Source organism: Flammeovirgaceae bacterium SG7u.111, assembly GCA_034044135.1.
Taxonomy (GTDB): domain Bacteria; phylum Bacteroidota; class Bacteroidia; order Cytophagales; family Flammeovirgaceae.
This window is the reverse complement of record CP139021.1, coordinates 6,000,511-6,019,153: the sequence shown is the minus strand read 5'-3', so window position 1 is coordinate 6,019,153 and position 18,643 is coordinate 6,000,511. Positions and strand designations below refer to the sequence as shown.

Genomic DNA, 18,643 nt, shown 5'->3' with positions numbered 1-18,643 from the left:
TTTTCATGGTTTTTTGCCCCAATTGTTAGAAGGTAAATCCAAATGTTAGAAGGTTCTTTTCCCCCGCTCTATTTTATCCAATATATTATTCATTTTCTTAGCGGTACTCGTTAAACTGTGCTTGGTAATCTTGGCATAAATCCTTGTGGTCGTAAGTTTCTTGTGCCCCAATATTTCGGCAACTTGTTCTATCGGAACTCCATTACTGATTAGCATCGTCCCGCAAGTATGCCTGGCCATGTGGTGGGTAAGGTGCTTGTCCACCCCAGCATGTAGAGCCACTAACTTCAAATAGTCGTTCACTTTCTCATTAGAATAGATGGGCAACAGGCGACCCGTGATCTCTGCCGAGTCGCTGTCCTTGTATTTCTTGTAAATCTCTTCGCCCCATTTCAGTAAGGGAATGATCACTTGGCTTTTGGTCTTTACCTGCTCTTTCTCGATGTAATACATGTTATTTTCCTCATCATATTTTACTTGGGAAACTTTCAGGCTAGAAACATCGGAGTACCTCAAGCCAGTCATTGCCGAAAAAACGAAGATGTCCCTCACTTTTTGAAGCTTTAGGTTGCCATCCAGTTCGGAGAAATAGATTTTTTCCAGCTCTTCAGAAGTGAGGTAGCGAATTTTTTGCTCTCGATTGTCGGACTTCATTTTAAACTTTTGATAGGGATTGTTGAGAATGATTTCATCTTCAACAGCTTTATAAAGCAATGCACGAAGTTTCTTATGGACATCATTGATGTACCCTCTTTCAAAGCTTTTTTTACTTTTCTCCCCTACCTGTGTGGAAAGCCATTCGTCAAACTTTTGGAGGAACTTCAAGTCTATTTCATTGACTGTGATATTTCGAAGCTTCTTTTCGGCTAGGAAGCTCCTGATTTTTGCCGCCTTTACTCCCCAATTTCTTACAGTCCCTTCGGTGTGGTCAGGGGAGATTTTTAATGCTTCAAGGTGCTTTTCCAAAAACAATAATAGGCTTACCTGCTCACTTCCTCCTGTGAAAATATCTTTAATAGATAAAGCAGAAATAGGTTTTTGGCTGTATTGCAATTGTAATTTGATCTCGTAAAGCCTGTTTTTGATCCAAGCTATTTCCTGATTTACCAAGTCATTGGATTTGCATACCTGATTGTTCTTGTCCCACTCAGATTTTTTTAGCTTATGATCCGTGCTGCTCTCCCACGACTTTCTATCATAGGTCACCCTGAAATAAAGTCTGTAATCCTTTCTTTTTTTGCTAAATGTGGCTGTGTGCAGATAAAACCTTATCGTCAACTGTTTCATTACTTATAAGATTTTAATGTCCTGAGGCATCGTTTCACATTATGGACGGTGGAGGTGGAAACCCCGCAGTCTTTGGCGGTCTGGTTGGTGTTTACGCCCTTTTCTATGCACTTTACCACCTCGGGGTATTTCGCCAAGAAAGCCCTTAGCTCCTCCCGTTCTTTTTCCACGTCTTGCACCCCTTTAAACCCCTCTTTAAATAGGGTGTTCTCGGGTTTTTCGTCTCCGTCTCCTTTCTTTTTTGCACCCTGTGCAAACCCGATCCGTGAAGGGCTGTCCACCGTGCCCGTGGGGTAGACAAACAGGTTTCCCGCATTGGCTAGGAAGGCATCGGCAAAGCCCTTCAGGTCGTTGATACCCACCCACCATTTTTGGTTCTCGGCAAGGAACAGCTCCGACTCGGACTGGACACGGTAGGCATAATAGACCAAGAACCAGAGGCAGGCGAGGATGGCGGCTTCCACAAAAGCCGAGAGCGATACCCACAGCCAAAGGTTCAGCTCGCTTTCCTCTAAAGCTTTGGCTTTTCCTGTTTCGTATTCTTTTTCCAAGCCAGCCAGCTTTTCGGCTTTTTCCTTTTCCAGCCGTTCCTGCCTGCTGGTAAAGCTGCCCAGCGTGGCAGAAACATCCTTGTTGCTCACGTCTATCTTTCCCAACCAGCTCACGGATTCCTCAAACCCGATCTTTTCTATCTCCAGCTTTTCCAGTTTGGCTTCATACGCTTTGGCGATGCTATCGGACTGGGCGAGGTGTGCCTCTTCAAAGCCGGAGACCGTGGAACTGTGCCGCTCGAAAAGCGATTGGACACCGCTGAGGCTGAGGAACACAGAGAGGCTAAACGCCAGCGCAGCGAGCAACGAGACCAAAGGGAACTTGCCGTTGAGGTAATAGCCCCTTGCGCTGATGCCCACCGAGAAATTCTTGAGCAGCTCGATGAAGAGCAAGACAGAAAGGGCGATTGGGAAAGCCGCCCAGTAGGGGAGTGCGCCCGCCAGCGAGTAGAACAGGAATCCGAGTCCCGTTGCGATGCTGAAAAGTGCCAAGAGCCACCTGCCCCAACGGGCGAAGAGCTTCAACGGACGGTATTCCTCTATGAAAGGGCGGAAGCGGAACTGCTCCCTGGCCCCGTCTATTTCCTTTTGGAAATCCTTTCGGGATAGGATTTCCCTGTAGATTTTTGTAATATTTGCCATCTTGATAATTGTTGGGGCATGGACTTGCCCCTCCTAACGAGCCTCGGTGTGCCAGCACTGGGGCTTTTTTATGGTAGGGTTCGTCCATGCCTTGTGTTTGGATTGAAAGGGTTTAAAAGCCCAAGAAACCAGCCGTGTCCTTGTTCAGGTTCTCTTCGCTGATGAACTTCTTGAAATTGATGAACTTCTCCTTGAAAGCCGTCTTTTCCGCTTCTGGTAGTGAGCCTAGGTACTCCAAGAGCTCCTTGGACTGTTGGACGTCCTGTTTGTCTTGGTCGGACATGCCGCCTTTCCCCTTGGGGAGCAAATGGAGGTTGGTGACCCTAACTTTTGTAGAGGAATGCTTTTGCCCGTCCTTTTCCCATTTCTCGGTCTTGAGCTTTCCTTTGATGAGGATCATGTCGCCTTTCTCCACATACTTGGAGACGGTATCGGCTATTCCGTTCCATGCCTCTGCGTTGTGCCATTCGGTGGCCTCTTTCAGCTCTCCTTTTTCGTCCTTCCACTTCTCGGTGGTGGCAATGGAAAACGTGGCGACGGTCGAGCCGCCATCTAGCTTCTTTAGTTCGGGGGCTTGTCCGACCCTGCCGAGCAACTGTACTTCATTTAGCATAATCGTATGGTTTTAGGTTGGTAAAAATTATCTGTTTAAAATGGTGTCTGTTCGGAGTCCAAGAATTCTACGTCCCTGTGGAAGCCCGGTGCGTACCTGTTCTTGGTCTTGCCCGTATTGGATGGCCAGAAAAAGAAGGAGTGTTCCCTCTCTATGTCCCCCAAGAGTTTTTCGCTCGGTTCGTGGTACTCCTTTTTGGCTTTCTTTGCCAGTTCTTGGGTACGCTGTATGTCCTTGGCTATCCTTGCAAGTGTTTTCCACAACAAGTCGAAAGGGGGGTGTTCGGTGGTCTCCAGTTTTTTCGTGATGTCCTTGTGCCAGTATTCCAGCTTTTCGGAGACGAACTCCCATTGCCCCGAGCCTATGGCGGTGTTTGCCAAGGCATAGAGGTAGTCGGAGTCGCCCGTCTCAAGGAAAAGGGCAAGGTTTTTCTTGAGATACCTTTTGAGGCTTATCAGGTTGTTCTTTTCTGGCTTGATGCTCCTCTTGAAGAGCAGTTGGGGCTTTTTCACCCCCTCGAAGTCGATGACCGGCAGCCTTTCCCACCTCGACTTGTTGGTGTCCTTGGACTTGATGCCGAACTCGAAAAAGTCTTTCATCACCATTTCCAAGAACCTCGGCAAGTTGTTGAGGTAGAGTGGGGGCAATACCTTGAACTCCTCCTCTACCATCGCCCCATATTTTATGAGCTCGTCCCTTTTCATCCTCACCTCCAGCCTCGTCATGTGGTGCTGGTTGAGGTTGGGTATGAGCCCTGCGCCCAGCCACGTCTCCACAATGTAGGGCTTGTGGTTTTTCTCCCGTATCTCCCCGCTCTTGTCGTAGCAGGTGATGGACTTGTTGGAGCTCGACATCCCAAGGCTGAAGCCCGTCAGTTTCCCGTTATGTGACCTAATGCTCAAGAGCTTGTTCCTGCCCAAGAGGGAGTAGGGGCTGTCCCTTGTCTGTATGGACTGAATGAAGGAAAGGAACTCGTGGCTCGTGGGGAAATCTAGTGCGATGTCGATCCTCGAATAGTTGTTGAAACCTAGTTCCCATGCTTGCAGGAAGTACAAGAACCGCATGGGAAAGCCTTCCCTGTAAAGCTCTTCGTTCTCTGCCCTGAACATGCCCATGGTCTCGTCCCGCATGATCTTGTCGGAACGGGGGTTGGCGTGTAGCTGCCCGAACTTTAGCTTGCGGTAAAAGATGGTGTAGGTCACGCCGAACTGTGGCGTGCCCGTAGTGCCCGTGTCGGTAAATCGCTTGACCAACCGAAAATCCCCTTTGGCATACTCTTCTTTTTCTTGGGCAAAGGGGCAACCTACAATAGTGCATTGAAACCAGTCTAGGTTGCAGACATATTTTTTGATAAAATAGTCCCGTCCCGTGTTGCCTGTCGGGTTGGGTTTTGTAGAGATAGTGCCCGTACTACTTGACGGGCTGTCCGATGTTTTCGATATTTTTTTGAATTGGAATACTGTTTTTTTGCAATAGCTTTCCATGTGCTTTTCGATTTAGATGATATAGGATTCTTTCTTGCTGAAGTAGCCGATCTGCCTGCCCCTCGCCTTGGTCTTTCGATCCCACTCGTAGAGGACGGCAAAGCGGAAGTGGGGCAGCCCCGTGAAATAATCCACCAAGCCGCCAAAGTCCCTGTGTTTTGTTACCCGATAGCAAGTCCAGCCGCCGCATGCCCACTTGACGGCGAGCTGCGCCTCAGAACGTACCTTCATGGTCTATGGATTTTGATCTGGCAAGGGCTTGGAAATAGGTCTCCATGAGCTCGGGAGTGCCAATGCCGCCATTGGTGGAAAAGCCATGAAAGCCAGCCTTTGGGTCTTGGCTGGGAAAAGGGGGGAAGGGCTTGCGCCCTCCGTCCCCCGAGCCGTGTGGCTTCTCATGGTCTTTAGTGTTTTTAAAAAGTTTTTTGAACAACTGGTCGAGCCAGTTTTTGGGCATAGCTTGCCCGTTGGCAAAGAATTGGTTATCTTTGGACATGTTTTTACCAGTTTAGAGTTTGGGAAAACAGCAAAACAAAAAGCAGATGGTAGCCGCCATCTGCTTTTTTTATGCCGATTTCTTTTCATACATTTTTTCTAGGTGCGACTCAAGGTCTTGCCTCTTTACGAACTGAGCTTTGGAGGTCACTTTTATCACAGGCAGCCCCTCGTTCACAAGCTTATACCAGCCATAATTAGTGATACCGAGCATGGTCATTACCTGCTCTCTTGTAAAAAGCCCCTTTTCTTGGAGAAATACTTCTGAGAAATCCATGGGTTTCTGGTTTTGTTTGAGATTGTTCTACATATCAAATATAGCTTGTGAGGATATTAAATAAAACTGTATAATAATATTATTATGTAATAATATTTTAGAAATAATATAACTTCTTGTTAATCAATAAAATAAATTTGAGACTATTTTTAGCTTTACATTTTATTTTTATGATATCATGGAAAATATCGGAGATAATATTAGGAGTATTCGGAAGGAAAAAGGGCTAAGTATGAATGATGTAGCCGCAAAGGTTGGCTTAACCTATCCGGGTTATCAGCAAATTGAAAAAGGACGTAATACTACTATCGAAAAAATATGGAAGATTGCTGAAATTCTTGAGGTTAGCCCAAGTAAGTTATTGGGGTTCGGTAATGATATTGATTCAGTTGAAATGGATAACCTCAAGGGAAGGCTAAAGGACAAAGAAAAAATTTCAAAATACCTCGAAAAAGAAGTAGTCCTACTAAAAGCTTATTATCTAAAAGAAATAGGTTTGTTTGATGATTTTATCAATAACTATCTTGAATATTTTTTACCACTAGAAAAAGAAATAAGTGATATTGAAAACTTAGGAGAGGATAATACAATAGACTTTATAGGTAATGTAAATAGGTTGATGAACGAAAGTATTAAAAAACATTCGTCTAAACTTTCAAAAATCAATATTGAGCCCTCTGAAACCAAAGTTATTTGGGAAGCATTTGTAAAATGTTTTTCAGATAAATCAAATTTAGTCGATTATACTAATGTACATCTAATAGAAGATTTGGTTACTGCTTTACAGTTTTTATTCTTATTTAATTCTTTTGAAGAGCATATGAATAAAGGTAAAAGCTAATTCAAAATTGACCTATAAGCAAAAGAGCTGCCCCAATCTAACAGGGCAGCTCTTTTTTGTGCCATAAAGCTCCAAAAACACAGTTTTTATAAGCAAAACTACTCCTTTTTCCCACCCATTTTTAGTAAATTACTACTGCTTCCTTACAGATTTAAGGCAAGTTTAAGGCATGATTACATCTATTTTAGTCAATAATTATAGTAGAAATAACATGGGTTCAACAAGAAAGAAAGCCTCCGAATTGGGGCAAAAAAATATAGTCGAGGTATTTGAAAGGGAGTTTTATGGGATTGGGTACAAAAAGGTTTGCTACCGCTGTGGTAAGGAGTACACCGCTACTAGGGTGGATAGTTTGGCATGTTCCACCAATTGTTCCATAGCCGTGAGCAGGCTCAGGAAAAGGGGGATCACCCCTGCCTTGGGGAAGAATTGGGTTGGAAAGGAAAAGTAGTTGAACTTTTTCATTAAAAACACTGTGATTTTTAAACCTCCCTGCCCACGGTCTGCAAAACCCGTATGGATTGAGGTATAGCCGAACTTCAAAAGAGTTCGGCTTTTTTATATTAGCCCTGTTTAATAAAAGTAATCTCACATGCCTTGCAAGTGCGTCTTTCTTGAAGGTATTCGTTGATGTCGTGCCAGCCTCCTGTCTTTTGCCAAATATCCAGCCCCCGTCCTAAAACTATTTTCCAACCATTGTCTATGACGAGGGAACGATCGTGTATCTCTGTTTTGAACTCAAAAGTGAATATGATTCCAATGGACTCAAGAGAATAAGCCATCGCTTGAAAGGCTTCTGTACTATCATTAATCCGCTCTTCTTCATTATTTGTCACCAAATGCAGTTTCACTTCTTCCTCTTTTTTCTTCTTCTTTGAAAGCAGAATCGCCAACTCCATAAAGTTTTTTTGCTGGTAAGGGAGACGGATGTACGGATCAACTATTTCCACTGAACCAAAATCATAAAGATATTGCCCAAATAGTTTTTCATACGACACTCCTTTCTGGTTGTCAAAAATGATTCTTTGCCCCTCTGTAAGCTCGATTCTATCTTCTGTTTCAGTTGCATCGGAACTACTTTTTGGCAATTCTGAACTCTCTTGGTGGGTTTCATCCCCTTCCATAGAGGCCTGGTATTCTAATACCTCTAACGTCTCTATACTTACCCTTTTGCCTGAAGACTTGATTTCATAGCTAAAATCAATTTCCTCGGCAAAGGTCTCGTCCATTTTGCATAACTGCTGTTTTACCCTCATCCTGTTTTCAATCGCAATTTCCAACAGCTCTTTTGCTTCTACTTCGCTAAATTCTCCATGAGGATAAATCACCTTCACAAGCCCAGAAAACGTCTTTGAGATGGACGTTTTATCTCGTGTGGTGATGGTGTCAGAAAGCTCAAAAAACTTTAATAGTTCATTGGAGCGATCTTCTTTTCTCAAATCTTTCAGGATTTCGGCTAGGTAGTCAACTATGAAACCGTAGTCCTCCGTAAACATCTCGTTTCGTAGCTTTTGAACCTCCCAACCTGCTACATAAGAATGTATTCTATCCAGAAAGGCAGTGTCATAATAATCTTTTGGAAGGGCATCAAACAAATCACTATGCTTGAGCATATAAGGTACTGAGTGATCGGTATTGCCCACAAAAACCATAGAGGCAGATGCCCCATACACTTGCGTACCCCTAGAAAAGGACTTGTTCGCCATGTAGTTTTTCATAATATCTACCAAGCCCCTATCCGACTTTTTGGTTTTCCCAGCAAACTCGTCATACGCCACCACGTCCCAATAACCCACCAAGCCTATTTCCCCATTGCTATTGTTCACGAACAACTTAGCCTTGGAAACCTCCCCTCCAGAAATTAAAATACCATGTGGGGAAAGCTCCGAATATATATGGCTTTTCCCTGTGCCCTTAGGGCCTAGTTCTATCAGGTTATAGTTGTTTTCGGCAAAGGGCACAAGCCTTGACAACTGGAGCAGTTTGGAGCGAAAAGTGAATTCAGAAGGGTTTAGCCCAATAGACTGCAGCAGTCCATCAATCCACTCTTCCTTCGAAAAATGTTTTCTAGCATTTTTGAACTCTTCCAAATCCACATTGGAAATTTGGATAGGCTTCAGGTTTTCAATTATCCAAGGCGACACGCCCTGCTCCTCAGAAGGCAGGTAAGCTAACGTCAAGATACACCAAACCCCACTCGAAAGAAGCTTTTGGTGTTGTTTGATGATTGAATCTGAAATGGGAACTTTAGTTAACCCTAAGTTGGCAAAACTGGCTTCGTAGATGTCTTTTTTGTCATTTAACTTTACAGCAACCTTGTCTATTATTCGGTGAGAGCCCTTCTCCCTTACCGTAGATTTAATGATTTGGGCTTCATCTCTATGGACAAAGTGTTTTGCTATAATATTTTTGACAGTTTCTACCCCTTGCCGTATGGTTTCGTCATCGTCAGTGGCGCAATATTGCCCTAAAAGGTACTCAAGCACATAACTAGGCACTATAGCATTCCCTTTTACATGCTTGGTCAAGTCTTTTCTAACTACCTTCCCTCCAAAATGCTCATTCAATTTCAAATCTAGGTTCTTCATTGCAGCGTAGTTTAAAAGTCATCAAAGTCGCTTGTAAACGAAATATTGAGAGTAAAGCTATATTCTTTGTATGGTTTCCATTGTGACGAGCCTGCCACAGGCTCTTCCAGCCTCAAAAATACCTGTTGGTTTTTATACTGACCACTTGCCTTCGAACTAAGTTGAAACCTATGCTTTTCCTCCCGCTGTTGGGGCAAACTTCCTTCAAAATCAAAATTGAACTTAAACAAATTACTTATTAGCTCTCCCGAACCCGCATAAAAACCTGCTTTAATACTCCTCGGCAAGGATTTGTCCGAAACAGGTTCGTTTTGGATAAATGAAATTGCTTGGATATTTGTTGTTATTTTGTTGGTCGATTGGATGATATCAATTTCGACTTGGTCTATGGTATCTTTTCGGCGTTTGGATATTTTGATAAGAGGAACTATCGTTTCCTGCAAACTGCTTCCCCCATGGATAAACCTTGAGCCTGCCCCTTTTACCCTGTTCCTGTTGATGCCCTTAGGAATCAACACATCTACTCCCTTTGCCAAACCAAGGCTTTCTGAAGAAAAGTATTTGGTAGCCACATCTGGCTTCAACTCTTTGCCAAGGATGAACCTCCTATTCTCTTTCCATACCTCTCCTTCTGCTGCTACTTGGCAAAAATCACTTTCCTCCAAGGGTTGGTTCTGGTAAATAAACCCGTGGTCAGAAGTAAGAATCATATTGTTGCCATTCATACTGGCTATCTTTTTCAGCAAAGTCTTCAAAAAATCAATTTCCTCCTCCACTGCATCAAATACCTGCTCTTCGCTCGACTTGTCGTCGCCTTGCTTGTCTATCCTGTTATGATAAATATAAATCAGGTCATAGCCTTTCACAAAATCCCGCCCTTCTGTAGAGGATTTCAGTTTAACAAACTCATCTGCTTGAATTGCTGTAGCCCTTGCCCCCACTTTTTCGGCTAATACTTTCTTCCTACCACTTATCCCGTTTGCCAATGTGCCGTCCACCATTATGGAATCAGACTTCTCCTTAAAGCTTATATTTTTATGCGGAAGCAATGAAGCCATGCCCAGTTGGGTATAAGAAGGGAGGTTGGTTACCAAATGACCTAGCTCGGCATCGTACCTGTTCTCCTTCAATAATTGCTTATGAAACTCTACCCCGCATTCGTAGCGGAAGGCATCGGAAATGATTACAAACAACCGTTGTTTTTTCTCAAGGTATGGGGCAACGTGGATGTTATAAAAGCTTTTTTGGTTGTCCATGCCCACTTCTTGCCATTTTTCCAGCTTGTCCACTACCGACTGCCATTCGTTGTTTGATGCCAGCAGCCAATCGTTCGAATACACCTTTTCAACTTTATCTGCCAGCTCTTTCAGTTTGCCAGACTGGTGGGTGTCTCTATATTTTTTGACGAACTTTCTATACACATAGTCAATCTGATACAGGTTTTGTGTATAGCTCCTAATCCCTTCCTCTCTGGAGGCAAACGTCACCTCTTTGTTCTTTTTTACCAAATCCATCAATTCGACTGCATATTTTAAGCAATCGTAGAAGTTTTTATAACCAGCATACCAAAACTTGTTTTCCCGAAGCTTGGTCAGCTCCAGCGTCTTTTGCTTCGAAATCGATTCATCTACAATAAGCCCAACCAGCTCGTGGATCACCCTTTGCTCTGTCAGCTCAAAGAGGTTGTCGTCAATCAGTTGGTCTAGGTTGGCTTCGGAAAGCAAACTTTCCAGTTGAGTGTCTGCCGCTATTTTTGCCGACATTTCCTTAAAACTATCCCGTATGCTATAGCTGTCTTGCCAGAGGGAAAGCATCAGCCCCGCCTCTCTGGTAAGCCCTGTCTTTTTGCCCAGCTCAAAATTGTTCATAAAAGCTTCGAGCATAAAGTCATAAATACCGACAGGCTCGCCTTGGTAATTGTACTTTGCTTTCAGCTCTCCCCAATAAAAACCCGAAAGGCAAAAGCGGTCGAGGCTTTTCTCCAAGCTTGTGTCTTCTTCCAGAAAAAGGCTGGCGTGCTTGTGCAGAAAAGTATTGAGGTTTACATGCTCGCTTTCAAAAACGACCGCCAGCATTTTGTACCTTATCTCCTTGTGCGTATCCCCTTCGCCCAAAAGCCCTTTTAGCCCCAGCCTTCGCTCTTTGTTTTTAAAAAACTCTATGTGGGTAGCTACCAACTCCTTAAAATAAAAGTCCAAGCCGAGTTCTTGTAAAAACATCGCCTCTTGGTCGGTATGGAATTCGAAGTTGGCTAATTCCAAATCCAACAACCAATTTTCCTCCACCCTTGGTTTTTCCTTATCAAAATACAGTAAAAACTTTGCGGCAGGCTGCTTTTGGCTCACTAGGTGCTTTACCTCAAACTCGTTGCCTTCCACATGGATTTTGGTTACGTCGTCAAGGGCTACTTGGTCAAACTCCTCCTTCAAGTCGCCCTTTTCATCGTACCAAAATATGATTCTATGTTGCTCGAAGTTTTTCTCCAGAGCCTTTGTTATATTGTTTTTCATATCGCTGTTACCTTATCAAGCTCGTATCTGTCCAGTCAAACTGCTTCACTTTGTCTTTTGCTTTTTTGTCGTTTAGCCCTGCCACGTCTTTTATGGCTGCGCCAAACTTGTTGTAGTTCACCAACACGCCGTCGTCGAGGTCGATGGGAATACGCTCGGTGGCTATGGGGTACAAAATCTCACGCTCGTAGGCTTGCAGCTCCCGCAAGATGTCGGCATATTTTTCTTTCTCTTTTATCGCCTTGGTTTGCTCTGCCGAACTGCCCGAGACGGACACCTGCTCCAAATGCTCCATTCGTGAACGCACTTTTTCTTGTAGCTCCCTCAAATAGCCATTGAGCATACGGTTGAGCGTATCGGGCGTGTAGCGGTGCATGTAGATAAGGGCATTGAAGCTGCCTTTGGGGCTGCTAAACTGCCAGTAGATGGGGCGTTTTTTATAACGCTTTATGTGCTCTTTGTAAAAGTCGGCTATGAAGTATTTGCGCAAGGTCTTGCCCAACGCATCTTCTACAAAGCGGAGGTTTTCAGAAAAGTGTGCCGAACCAAAGCTGGCTTTTAGAAAGGCTTGGAACTGGGCTACAATATCGTCTTCAAACCATTCGTCATTCAATAGTGGGATAATGTTGTCTTCGTCTGGAGTGAGGGAGAGGGCTTCAGCACCTACTTTTTCTATATACTCTTTTAGCGTCTCCCCTTGGTTGGCAAGAACCAACCCTTCCTTGTCTAGGCTATACCTGCCAAACATACAGCCTACTGCATAGCTGATGAACTGCTTGATGATTTCTGCCTGATCGAATGGCAATTGGAAGTTGGCGTAAGGGTTTTCATTCTTGAGGTGCCATTGGTCGCCTGATAATTCCCAGCCTGAACCGAAAGCCTCCGACAACTGCCCCAGTTGCTTCTGATCCACCTCATCCCGCAAAATCGTAATGTCCTTCAGCGCCACATCGGGCGTCAGCTCTTCCTGCAGGCCGTAGATCTCGATGAACTCCTTGTTCAGTGCCTCCTCATTGGCATGCAACTGCTCGAACTGCTCCTGCCAATGTGCACAATACCCCTCATAGGCTTCGGCTAATGTGCTTTTGTTTTGTTTTAAAAGTTCATTGGTCGTGAAGTCCCATGAAGTCTCGCGGGAGTTCCATTCGGATTGGGAAATGACTAAGCAATTATCATGTACCTTTATATCATTTTCAATATTAACAGGTAGCCCCCCAATGTCACCAATTTGTATATTTAAAGTAGGGTTTATACTATTCAGAAGTACTTGAGAAACCTTTGAATTAAGAAAAAGATTAACTTTTTTCAAAACATCAAAATCCGAATTATAACATATTGCACTTGCATCATCAAACAAAAAACCACCAGAGCATATTCGAGAAGAAAAATCTCCACTTGTAATTTTAGACCATGTTACAGCTTGCTTTAAATTATAATTTAAATTCTGCGGGCGCGATCTTAATTTACCATTCGAATCTTTAAAATTTTTTATTTCATCCCCATCGTTCTCCCAATTAATCACAAACTCATGATTACCAAACCATTTACGTCTCGCCCCCCCTTTATGGTGCGGAAACCATTTCTTTTCTTCACCTCTATTAAAGTAAGTATCTTCGTTTTTGACTTCAAACCATGATTTTAAGAAACGATTATTATCTGAAGTTGCTAACCCTTTTTTTGTATCACATAAAACCGAAAGACGGGAATATTTAGCAAATGACTTCATCGCCATCTCACTCAACCAATACCCAATCGGGCTACCAGGGATTTTTTGGAAGTCGTTTTGGTTGGCGGTGTAGAAGCTTGAACTTTCCAATTTATCAACAAAAACATTGCGTTTATTTTCGGATTGCCCTACATCGTTCAAGTTAAAATACACCCCTTTCTTTAGTTCACTTTCTGCCACAATACAGAAAGCACTGCACTGAACTACTTTTGAATTTAGCTCGGGAAATGAATTATAACCAATTTGAATTAAGCTATCTATTGTATGCCCCTGTAGCATCTTTTTTCGCATCGACTCATAGCTACTAAGAAACATCCAAGACTGCTGATTTACCATCCCCAAAAAACCTTTCGGTTCCAACATTTTCAAACCTGCTTCCATAAAACAAGCCATCAAATCCGCTTTGGAGTCGGGGTATTCGTGTTTTACAAAATCAGCCAATTCTTTGTTCATATTCCCCCCGCCCATATACGGTGGGTTATCGACAATACAGTGGTATTTCCTACCTAGCAAAGCAAGCTGCTCTAAAGCTTTCTTTAATGTCAGAAGCTTATTATTATGGATTGTGCCTTTTGCTATTTCTTCCGTAGCGAGTTGCAATAGGGCGTTTCGGCTTTTCAAGCTACTCCATGGCATTATCAGAGAGCCAAAATTAGTAGCGAAAGTCATCTCCCTCAAGTCCCTGTATATTTCACTGGAGAATGGAAAGCCCAAAGTTCTTAAAACATCCTTAACCTCATCAACATAACACTCTACGCCTTCTATGTGGTTTTCCACTAAAAACGCTACTGTTTTTTCATTAATCTCCGACCCTTTTTTTTGAAATGTTTCAACCCTTTCAATCTTAACAGTCTCTCCTGTATCGTCATCTAGGAAGGCTTCTTTTTTAATCACCTCTACGTTTTTGGCAAGTACATATTGGTAGGGGCAAAAAGCTTTTAGCTTGTTACTGTCTATAAAAAAAGTTTCAGCATTTTTATCGCCAAGATAACTTTTTAACTCTGAATTTTGGTAGCATAAAATTTGGGGAGACAAAGACTTTCTAAATACCCTTCTGTAATATTCCCTTGCCTTCATCATTAGGGCAAACCCAGAAAGTTGCGCAGCTCGCTCGTCTATCTCAAACCCGAACAAATTCTTTTCTATAATCAGTTGGGGAATCTCACTATTGCTATACCCTTCCTCCTCGTATATTTTTGCCAACAAATCGAAACCATAAACCAAAATATGTCCACTACCACAAGCTTGGTCTAATAAAGTCAGCTCTTCAGGACTATTGAGTTTTAAATAGTCCTCCGCTGTAGAAGAAGGCGACTCAATATAATACGGCATGTATTCCTTTAGGCTCGATTGTGGTCTATTCTGCAACCACAACTTCCCAAGGGTATTTTGCACCATATACTCCACAATCCAACGGGGCGTAAACAGTTGGGTAGCAGCAGGAATTTCATCGGCTTCTACCTTCCCTTTTTTGGCGAACACCTCGTCCTTTTTCTCCGAAATATAAAACTGATAGAGCCAACCAATAATCTCTACCTCTTGGCAGTCTTCCAAAGGCATTCCCTCTAGCACATCGTGGAGTATGGAAAATTCTGAGGTAAGGTCTGTGGGGAGCAGCAGCTCGGCATAGTCGTCTATTCGCTCAAAAAGGAAAGGGAACACCTCGCTAAGGTGGTTACAAGCCCCTATCAGCAAAAGCTTATAGGCGTCGTTCTGAGGGTCTCCGCTCGGTATTTTTCCGTCTAGCAAGCCGTATAGCCTGTTTTTGTCCACCAAGCCATATTCATCCAGCTCGCTAAACAGGTGTCCTTTTTTGGCTTCGTCCAGCAGTTCGGGTATGGTGAAGCCCTCTTTGGGGCTTAGCACCCTCGTGCCTATGGGCTGGTAGCCATTGGCATCCATAAAGCGTAAGGCTACAAAGCGGTTGAACCACGTATAGGCTACCTTTTCCACCACCTGCTCTTTGGAAGAACCCTGTATCTCCTTTTGGAGCTTTGCTAGGCTTTTGGCTTTTTCCCTAAGTTCGGAAGTATCGTTGTTCAGCACATATTCCAGCCTAGAGCCTACTTGCTCCATCAGTTTTCTCCTTGCATCTTGTGCAAATTTCTTTAAGGCGTTGGTGTTCATTATAGCACTATTCTGTGGTTGTTTTTTATTTCGTTCAAAAGGGCTTCTTTGTAAGCGGCTATGTACTCTTCCACTTCCTGCTCGGTATGGATTTCCTTTTTGTCGTATTTCACCTGCACCCTACTTATTCGGTTGTATTTTACCGTAGGTTCGTTTGCAGCCGTTGGCTGGTTTTCGGCGTTGAGCCTTGCCATTTCGTTGAGTTGCCTCGGCAGGAGCATTTCTTTAATTTTTGATTTCGCTACTTGGATATTGCCAATGTATTTCTGCTCGCTTATCTTCCTTATCTCTTCCTCAAGTGGTTGGGCTATCTGGGCTTGCTGGTGTAGCTCCAGCCCAGTAAAATCAGGTCTTTCCCTTAGCTCTCCCAGTGCCTTATTGGCTTCGGCTAGTGCATTCTTTTTCTCGTTTTCTATCTTCTCCAGCACTTTTTTCCTGAGCTGTTCTTTTACGGCTTTCGCCTCTTTTATAGTGTTCCCCGCAAAAGGCTTAGGGTGCTGAAAGGCTTCTGTGAGCCGCTGTAGCTCATCGCCCTCCACATAGTCGAGGTTGGAGGTATCGCCGTTGAGCACATGGCGGATGTCATCGTATATTTTGCGCTGTTCCCCGTTCCAGAAGCGCATAAGCGGGCTATACACATCCTCTTTAAAATCCAACAGCTCGTCCGAAAACTGTCGGACTTCTTGCAAATAGTAGGCATATTCTTTTTTGCCAAGCTTATCCAAAAAAGCATGGTGCTCTTCGAGCATAGCCAAAAACGGGTAGTCGCCTTTTCTTTGCAACAATTCCCTTACCTGCCCTTCCATTTTTCCCACTTCTTCTTTGAACGCATTGGCGATGTCTTTCCCTTCGGAGTAGGGGCAGTTTTGGTCAAATGCCTCGCTGTAGGTCTCCTTTAGCTCCCTCACCAGCTTGGGGTCAATGGTGGCTTGTAGTTCCAGCAGCGTATTGGGGTGTTGTTTGGTATTCAAAAGCGTAGCTACCACCGCCCCATTGTCCAGCAAGTTCGTGTTTTGCCTTAGCTCAAGCTTTCCTCTTTTGTAAAGCCTTACCACCAGTGTCCAAATAGCATTCGGATACCACCCGTAGGGCTTTCTGGTCAGGCTATCCCGTAGGTCGTTAAGAGAAGTTCGGTCAGACTGGCTTTTCCTGCGCTGTATCAGCGTCAGTATTTCTTGCTCCGCCTCGGTCATGGTCTTGTCGTCGGCAGCAAAAAGGCTGTCGTCCGAGCTATTCATTTCTTGCTGGATAGTCGCCTCCGAAAATGGTCGGTTTGCCAACATCCTCAGGTTTGGGTAAGCTACTTTTACAAGGAATTGGAAAGCATTCGCCACTTTGTTTTTCCCTTCGCCAGCAGCGTTCATTTCCAGTTTGCTGCCGTTCAAGTACACATCGGAAGCAGCTAGCAGCTCGTTGCCCAGCCGTACCAAGCTGCGCCTTCTTTGTGCATTTTGCTGGGCTTTTTCTTGCAATATCCGCTTTAGCTCAGCCCTGTTGGCGGTAGATTGGTTCTGCTTTATGTATTTGTCGGTTCTCAAATACATTTTCAAGTCCTTCAAGAAGATAGCATCGGAAGCCAATACCATTTTCATCCCATTGCTGCCCATGGTTTGTGCTTTAAGAATATCGGCAGACTCGTAGCTCGGGTAGTTAGGCGTGATTATTTCTATCTCCAGCTCCTTTTCCCTCCCAAGGCTTATGCCGTCTATCTTGCTAGTGAAGTCATAGTCTTGCTTGTTGTCGATGAACTTTATCTTGTTGTCCCTGATGATTTCATCGAAAAATATTTCCTTCAGCAAGGTGTTTACGGACTGGTCGTCTATATCCGTAGCCTTTATTTCCTGCTCTACGTCTTTTTCGTCGTCGGTCAAAAACTCAAAAAGCTCCCCATTTCGTTGGATGTAACTTTGGTTTTCGAGCAGGTTGAGGGCTTCTTCCACTTTTCTTTCGTGTGCTTTCAGGTCAACATGTATGTCGCTGAGCATTAGCACCGAGACGTTTCTTTTGGTAGGCTTGAAGTTGGAGAAGTATTTCACCAAAAACAGTGCTTTGAGCACCGAGATGACAAATAAATCGTCTATGTTGTTTTCGGCTAGTGTAATGGAGCTTTGTATCTCTCCCCTTAGCTCGTTCCTAATCCCTTCAAACATAAGGTCGAACGAAACAAGGGCATTGTCCTCTTTTCCTTCTATTTGCTGCGAGACTTGTTGGAATACCCCGAGCATAGACCTTTCGCCTATTGCCGAATGCTTCCCTTGGAAAGCATTGTGGGTAGAAAGTGCCCTTCGGCAATGCTGGAACAGCTCGAACTGATAGGCTACAAAAGGGTATTTGTTGGTGAAGTCATTTTTATCTTTGTAGTGCTTGAACTGCACGCCCCCATCGGAGAAGGAAAGCAATGTTTCCAAATTGGCGTGTTCTTCCTCCCATTTGTTTGCCAACAACTCCTTCGCATCCCCATTTTTTTCGAGAATCCTCTTTTCTATCACTTCGTCCACGTTCGCCGATGTCAGCGGGATTTTTAACTTAAACCTAGCCTGTATCCGAGAAAAGTCGTTCTGTTGCTTTTTGTTCATATCCCCCACCACTTTTTCCATGTCCTCTTGGCTAGTGACCAAAATCCAAGAATGTCCATTGGTTCTGGTAGCCAATGTTTCGGCTATCGTCTGCAAGTTGAGCATCAGCTTGGTATTGTCGCTAATGTATTGCCCTACTTCATCTACAAAAAAGTTGAGGCGAAACCCTTTGGGTTTGCTTGAAATATATTCGTGTACCCTCTCACAAAAGTCTTCTATGGACTGCTTTTGTTTTTCTTCTATATCGTCAAGTATGTTTTCGTATTTGGAAGGGTCGTTGCCAAACAATTCACCAAGTACCTCGGCAATATCGTCGGTTACCAAGGGGTCAAAATAATCGAGTCTCGCTTTTTTCCACTCCTGCGGATGCTTCTGGTCAAACTGCTGGATGAACGCTTCGTATTTTCCTTGTTTGTCGAGCCACATCTCAAATTCGGCTACATGGGTCTGGAAGCCATAGTAACCCAAATGGTCAAAAAAGACTTTGTAAAAAACCGATAAAATAGCGTTTTCCTGAGACTTAGAGGTTATTTGCGCTTGTTGGTCAATATTGAACAGGATGGATTCGGATGGGAGCGTGGTTGCATGAAGCACGTCCCCTTTCAGCATCTCGTCATCCTCAATCTTCTCGGCAAACAGTTCGCCGCTTTTATACCCATTGCATTCTTTGTTCTCAAGGACATACGACAAAATCTTGAGAAGGTGTGATTTACCGCTCCCAAAAAAACCAGAAATCCAAACCCCGTTCGCCCCACTGTAGTCTTTGTACTCCTGAAAAAAATCTCTTATTTTCTTTGCGATTTCATGTGTCACAACGTATTCTGTTACTTCGTCGGCAATGTGAGACCTATCGTCGGCTTTTATAACCGTTTCTATGGTTCGGTTAATGTCTTTTGAAAAAATGTCCTTTATTTTCATTGTTGGTT

14 protein-coding genes are annotated in these 18,643 nt (G+C 43.8%); 3 read left to right on the top strand and 11 right to left on the bottom strand.

All coding sequences use genetic code 11. The annotated features are described in order from the left end of the window. Window positions 1-45 precede the first annotated feature (45 nt). Window positions 46-1,287, bottom strand: a complete 1,242-nt coding sequence (locus R9C00_23325; GenBank protein WPO34638.1) for a tyrosine-type recombinase/integrase — start codon at window positions 1,285-1,287, stop codon at window positions 46-48. Beyond that, window positions 1,287-2,114, bottom strand: coding sequence for a hypothetical protein (locus R9C00_23320; protein ID WPO34637.1), 828 nt, complete (start codon window positions 2,112-2,114; stop codon window positions 1,287-1,289). The genes R9C00_23325 and R9C00_23320 overlap by 1 nt, the downstream gene beginning before the upstream one ends. Here R9C00_23320 and R9C00_23315 point away from each other — a divergent pair. Continuing rightward, window positions 2,088-2,447: a hypothetical protein gene (locus tag R9C00_23315; GenBank protein ID WPO34636.1), complete on the top strand. Its 360-nt coding sequence runs from the start codon at window positions 2,088-2,090 to the stop codon at window positions 2,445-2,447. The genes R9C00_23320 and R9C00_23315 overlap by 27 nt on opposite strands. A gap of 145 nt (window positions 2,448-2,592) precedes the next feature. Here R9C00_23315 and ssb read toward each other — a convergent pair whose 3' ends face one another. The 5 genes from ssb to R9C00_23290 form a co-directional block, all read right to left on the bottom strand. Further along, window positions 2,593-3,093: a single-stranded DNA-binding protein gene (ssb, locus tag R9C00_23310; protein ID WPO34635.1), complete on the bottom strand. Its 501-nt coding sequence runs from the start codon at window positions 3,091-3,093 to the stop codon at window positions 2,593-2,595. A 35-nt stretch (window positions 3,094-3,128) separates the two neighbouring features. Next, window positions 3,129-4,577: a hypothetical protein gene (locus tag R9C00_23305; GenBank protein WPO34634.1), complete on the bottom strand. Its 1,449-nt coding sequence runs from the start codon at window positions 4,575-4,577 to the stop codon at window positions 3,129-3,131. Between the two features lie 12 nt (window positions 4,578-4,589). Beyond that, on the bottom strand, window positions 4,590-4,808 hold the full coding sequence (locus R9C00_23300) for a hypothetical protein (GenBank protein ID WPO34633.1): 219 nt from the start codon (window positions 4,806-4,808) through the stop codon (window positions 4,590-4,592). After that, window positions 4,792-5,073 (bottom strand): hypothetical protein, encoded by a 282-nt coding sequence (locus R9C00_23295; protein ID WPO34632.1) that lies wholly within the window; start codon window positions 5,071-5,073, stop codon window positions 4,792-4,794. The genes R9C00_23300 and R9C00_23295 overlap by 17 nt, the downstream gene beginning before the upstream one ends. A 69-nt stretch (window positions 5,074-5,142) precedes the next feature. Beyond that, window positions 5,143-5,349, bottom strand: a complete 207-nt coding sequence (locus R9C00_23290; GenBank protein ID WPO34631.1) for a hypothetical protein — start codon at window positions 5,347-5,349, stop codon at window positions 5,143-5,145. A gap of 178 nt (window positions 5,350-5,527) precedes the next feature. On the opposite strand from R9C00_23290, the gene R9C00_23285 reads away from it, so the two are divergent. Together R9C00_23285 and R9C00_23280 are read left to right on the top strand one after the other, a co-directional pair. After that, window positions 5,528-6,190: a helix-turn-helix transcriptional regulator gene (locus tag R9C00_23285; GenBank protein WPO34630.1), complete on the top strand. Its 663-nt coding sequence runs from the start codon at window positions 5,528-5,530 to the stop codon at window positions 6,188-6,190. Between the two features lie 211 nt (window positions 6,191-6,401). Next, on the top strand, window positions 6,402-6,641 hold the full coding sequence (locus R9C00_23280; GenBank protein ID WPO34629.1) for a hypothetical protein: 240 nt from the start codon (window positions 6,402-6,404) through the stop codon (window positions 6,639-6,641). Window positions 6,642-6,753: 112 nt separating this feature from the next. Here R9C00_23280 and brxL read toward each other — a convergent pair whose 3' ends face one another. Genes brxL through brxC form a run of 4 tightly spaced genes read right to left on the bottom strand, consistent with a single transcriptional unit; the run spans window position 6,754 to window position 18,635 of the window. After that, window positions 6,754-8,778, bottom strand: coding sequence for a BREX system Lon protease-like protein BrxL (gene brxL / locus R9C00_23275; GenBank protein ID WPO34628.1), 2,025 nt, complete (start codon window positions 8,776-8,778; stop codon window positions 6,754-6,756). An 11-nt stretch (window positions 8,779-8,789) separates the two neighbouring features. Next, window positions 8,790-11,288, bottom strand: a complete 2,499-nt coding sequence (pglZ, locus tag R9C00_23270) for a BREX-1 system phosphatase PglZ type A (protein ID WPO34627.1) — start codon at window positions 11,286-11,288, stop codon at window positions 8,790-8,792. Window positions 11,289-11,295: 7 nt separating this feature from the next. After that, window positions 11,296-15,141, bottom strand: a complete 3,846-nt coding sequence (gene pglX / locus R9C00_23265) for a BREX-1 system adenine-specific DNA-methyltransferase PglX (protein ID WPO34626.1) — start codon at window positions 15,139-15,141, stop codon at window positions 11,296-11,298. Continuing rightward, window positions 15,141-18,635, bottom strand: a complete 3,495-nt coding sequence (gene brxC, locus R9C00_23260; GenBank protein WPO34625.1) for a BREX system P-loop protein BrxC — start codon at window positions 18,633-18,635, stop codon at window positions 15,141-15,143. The genes pglX and brxC overlap by 1 nt, the downstream gene beginning before the upstream one ends. Window positions 18,636-18,643 lie beyond the last annotated feature (8 nt).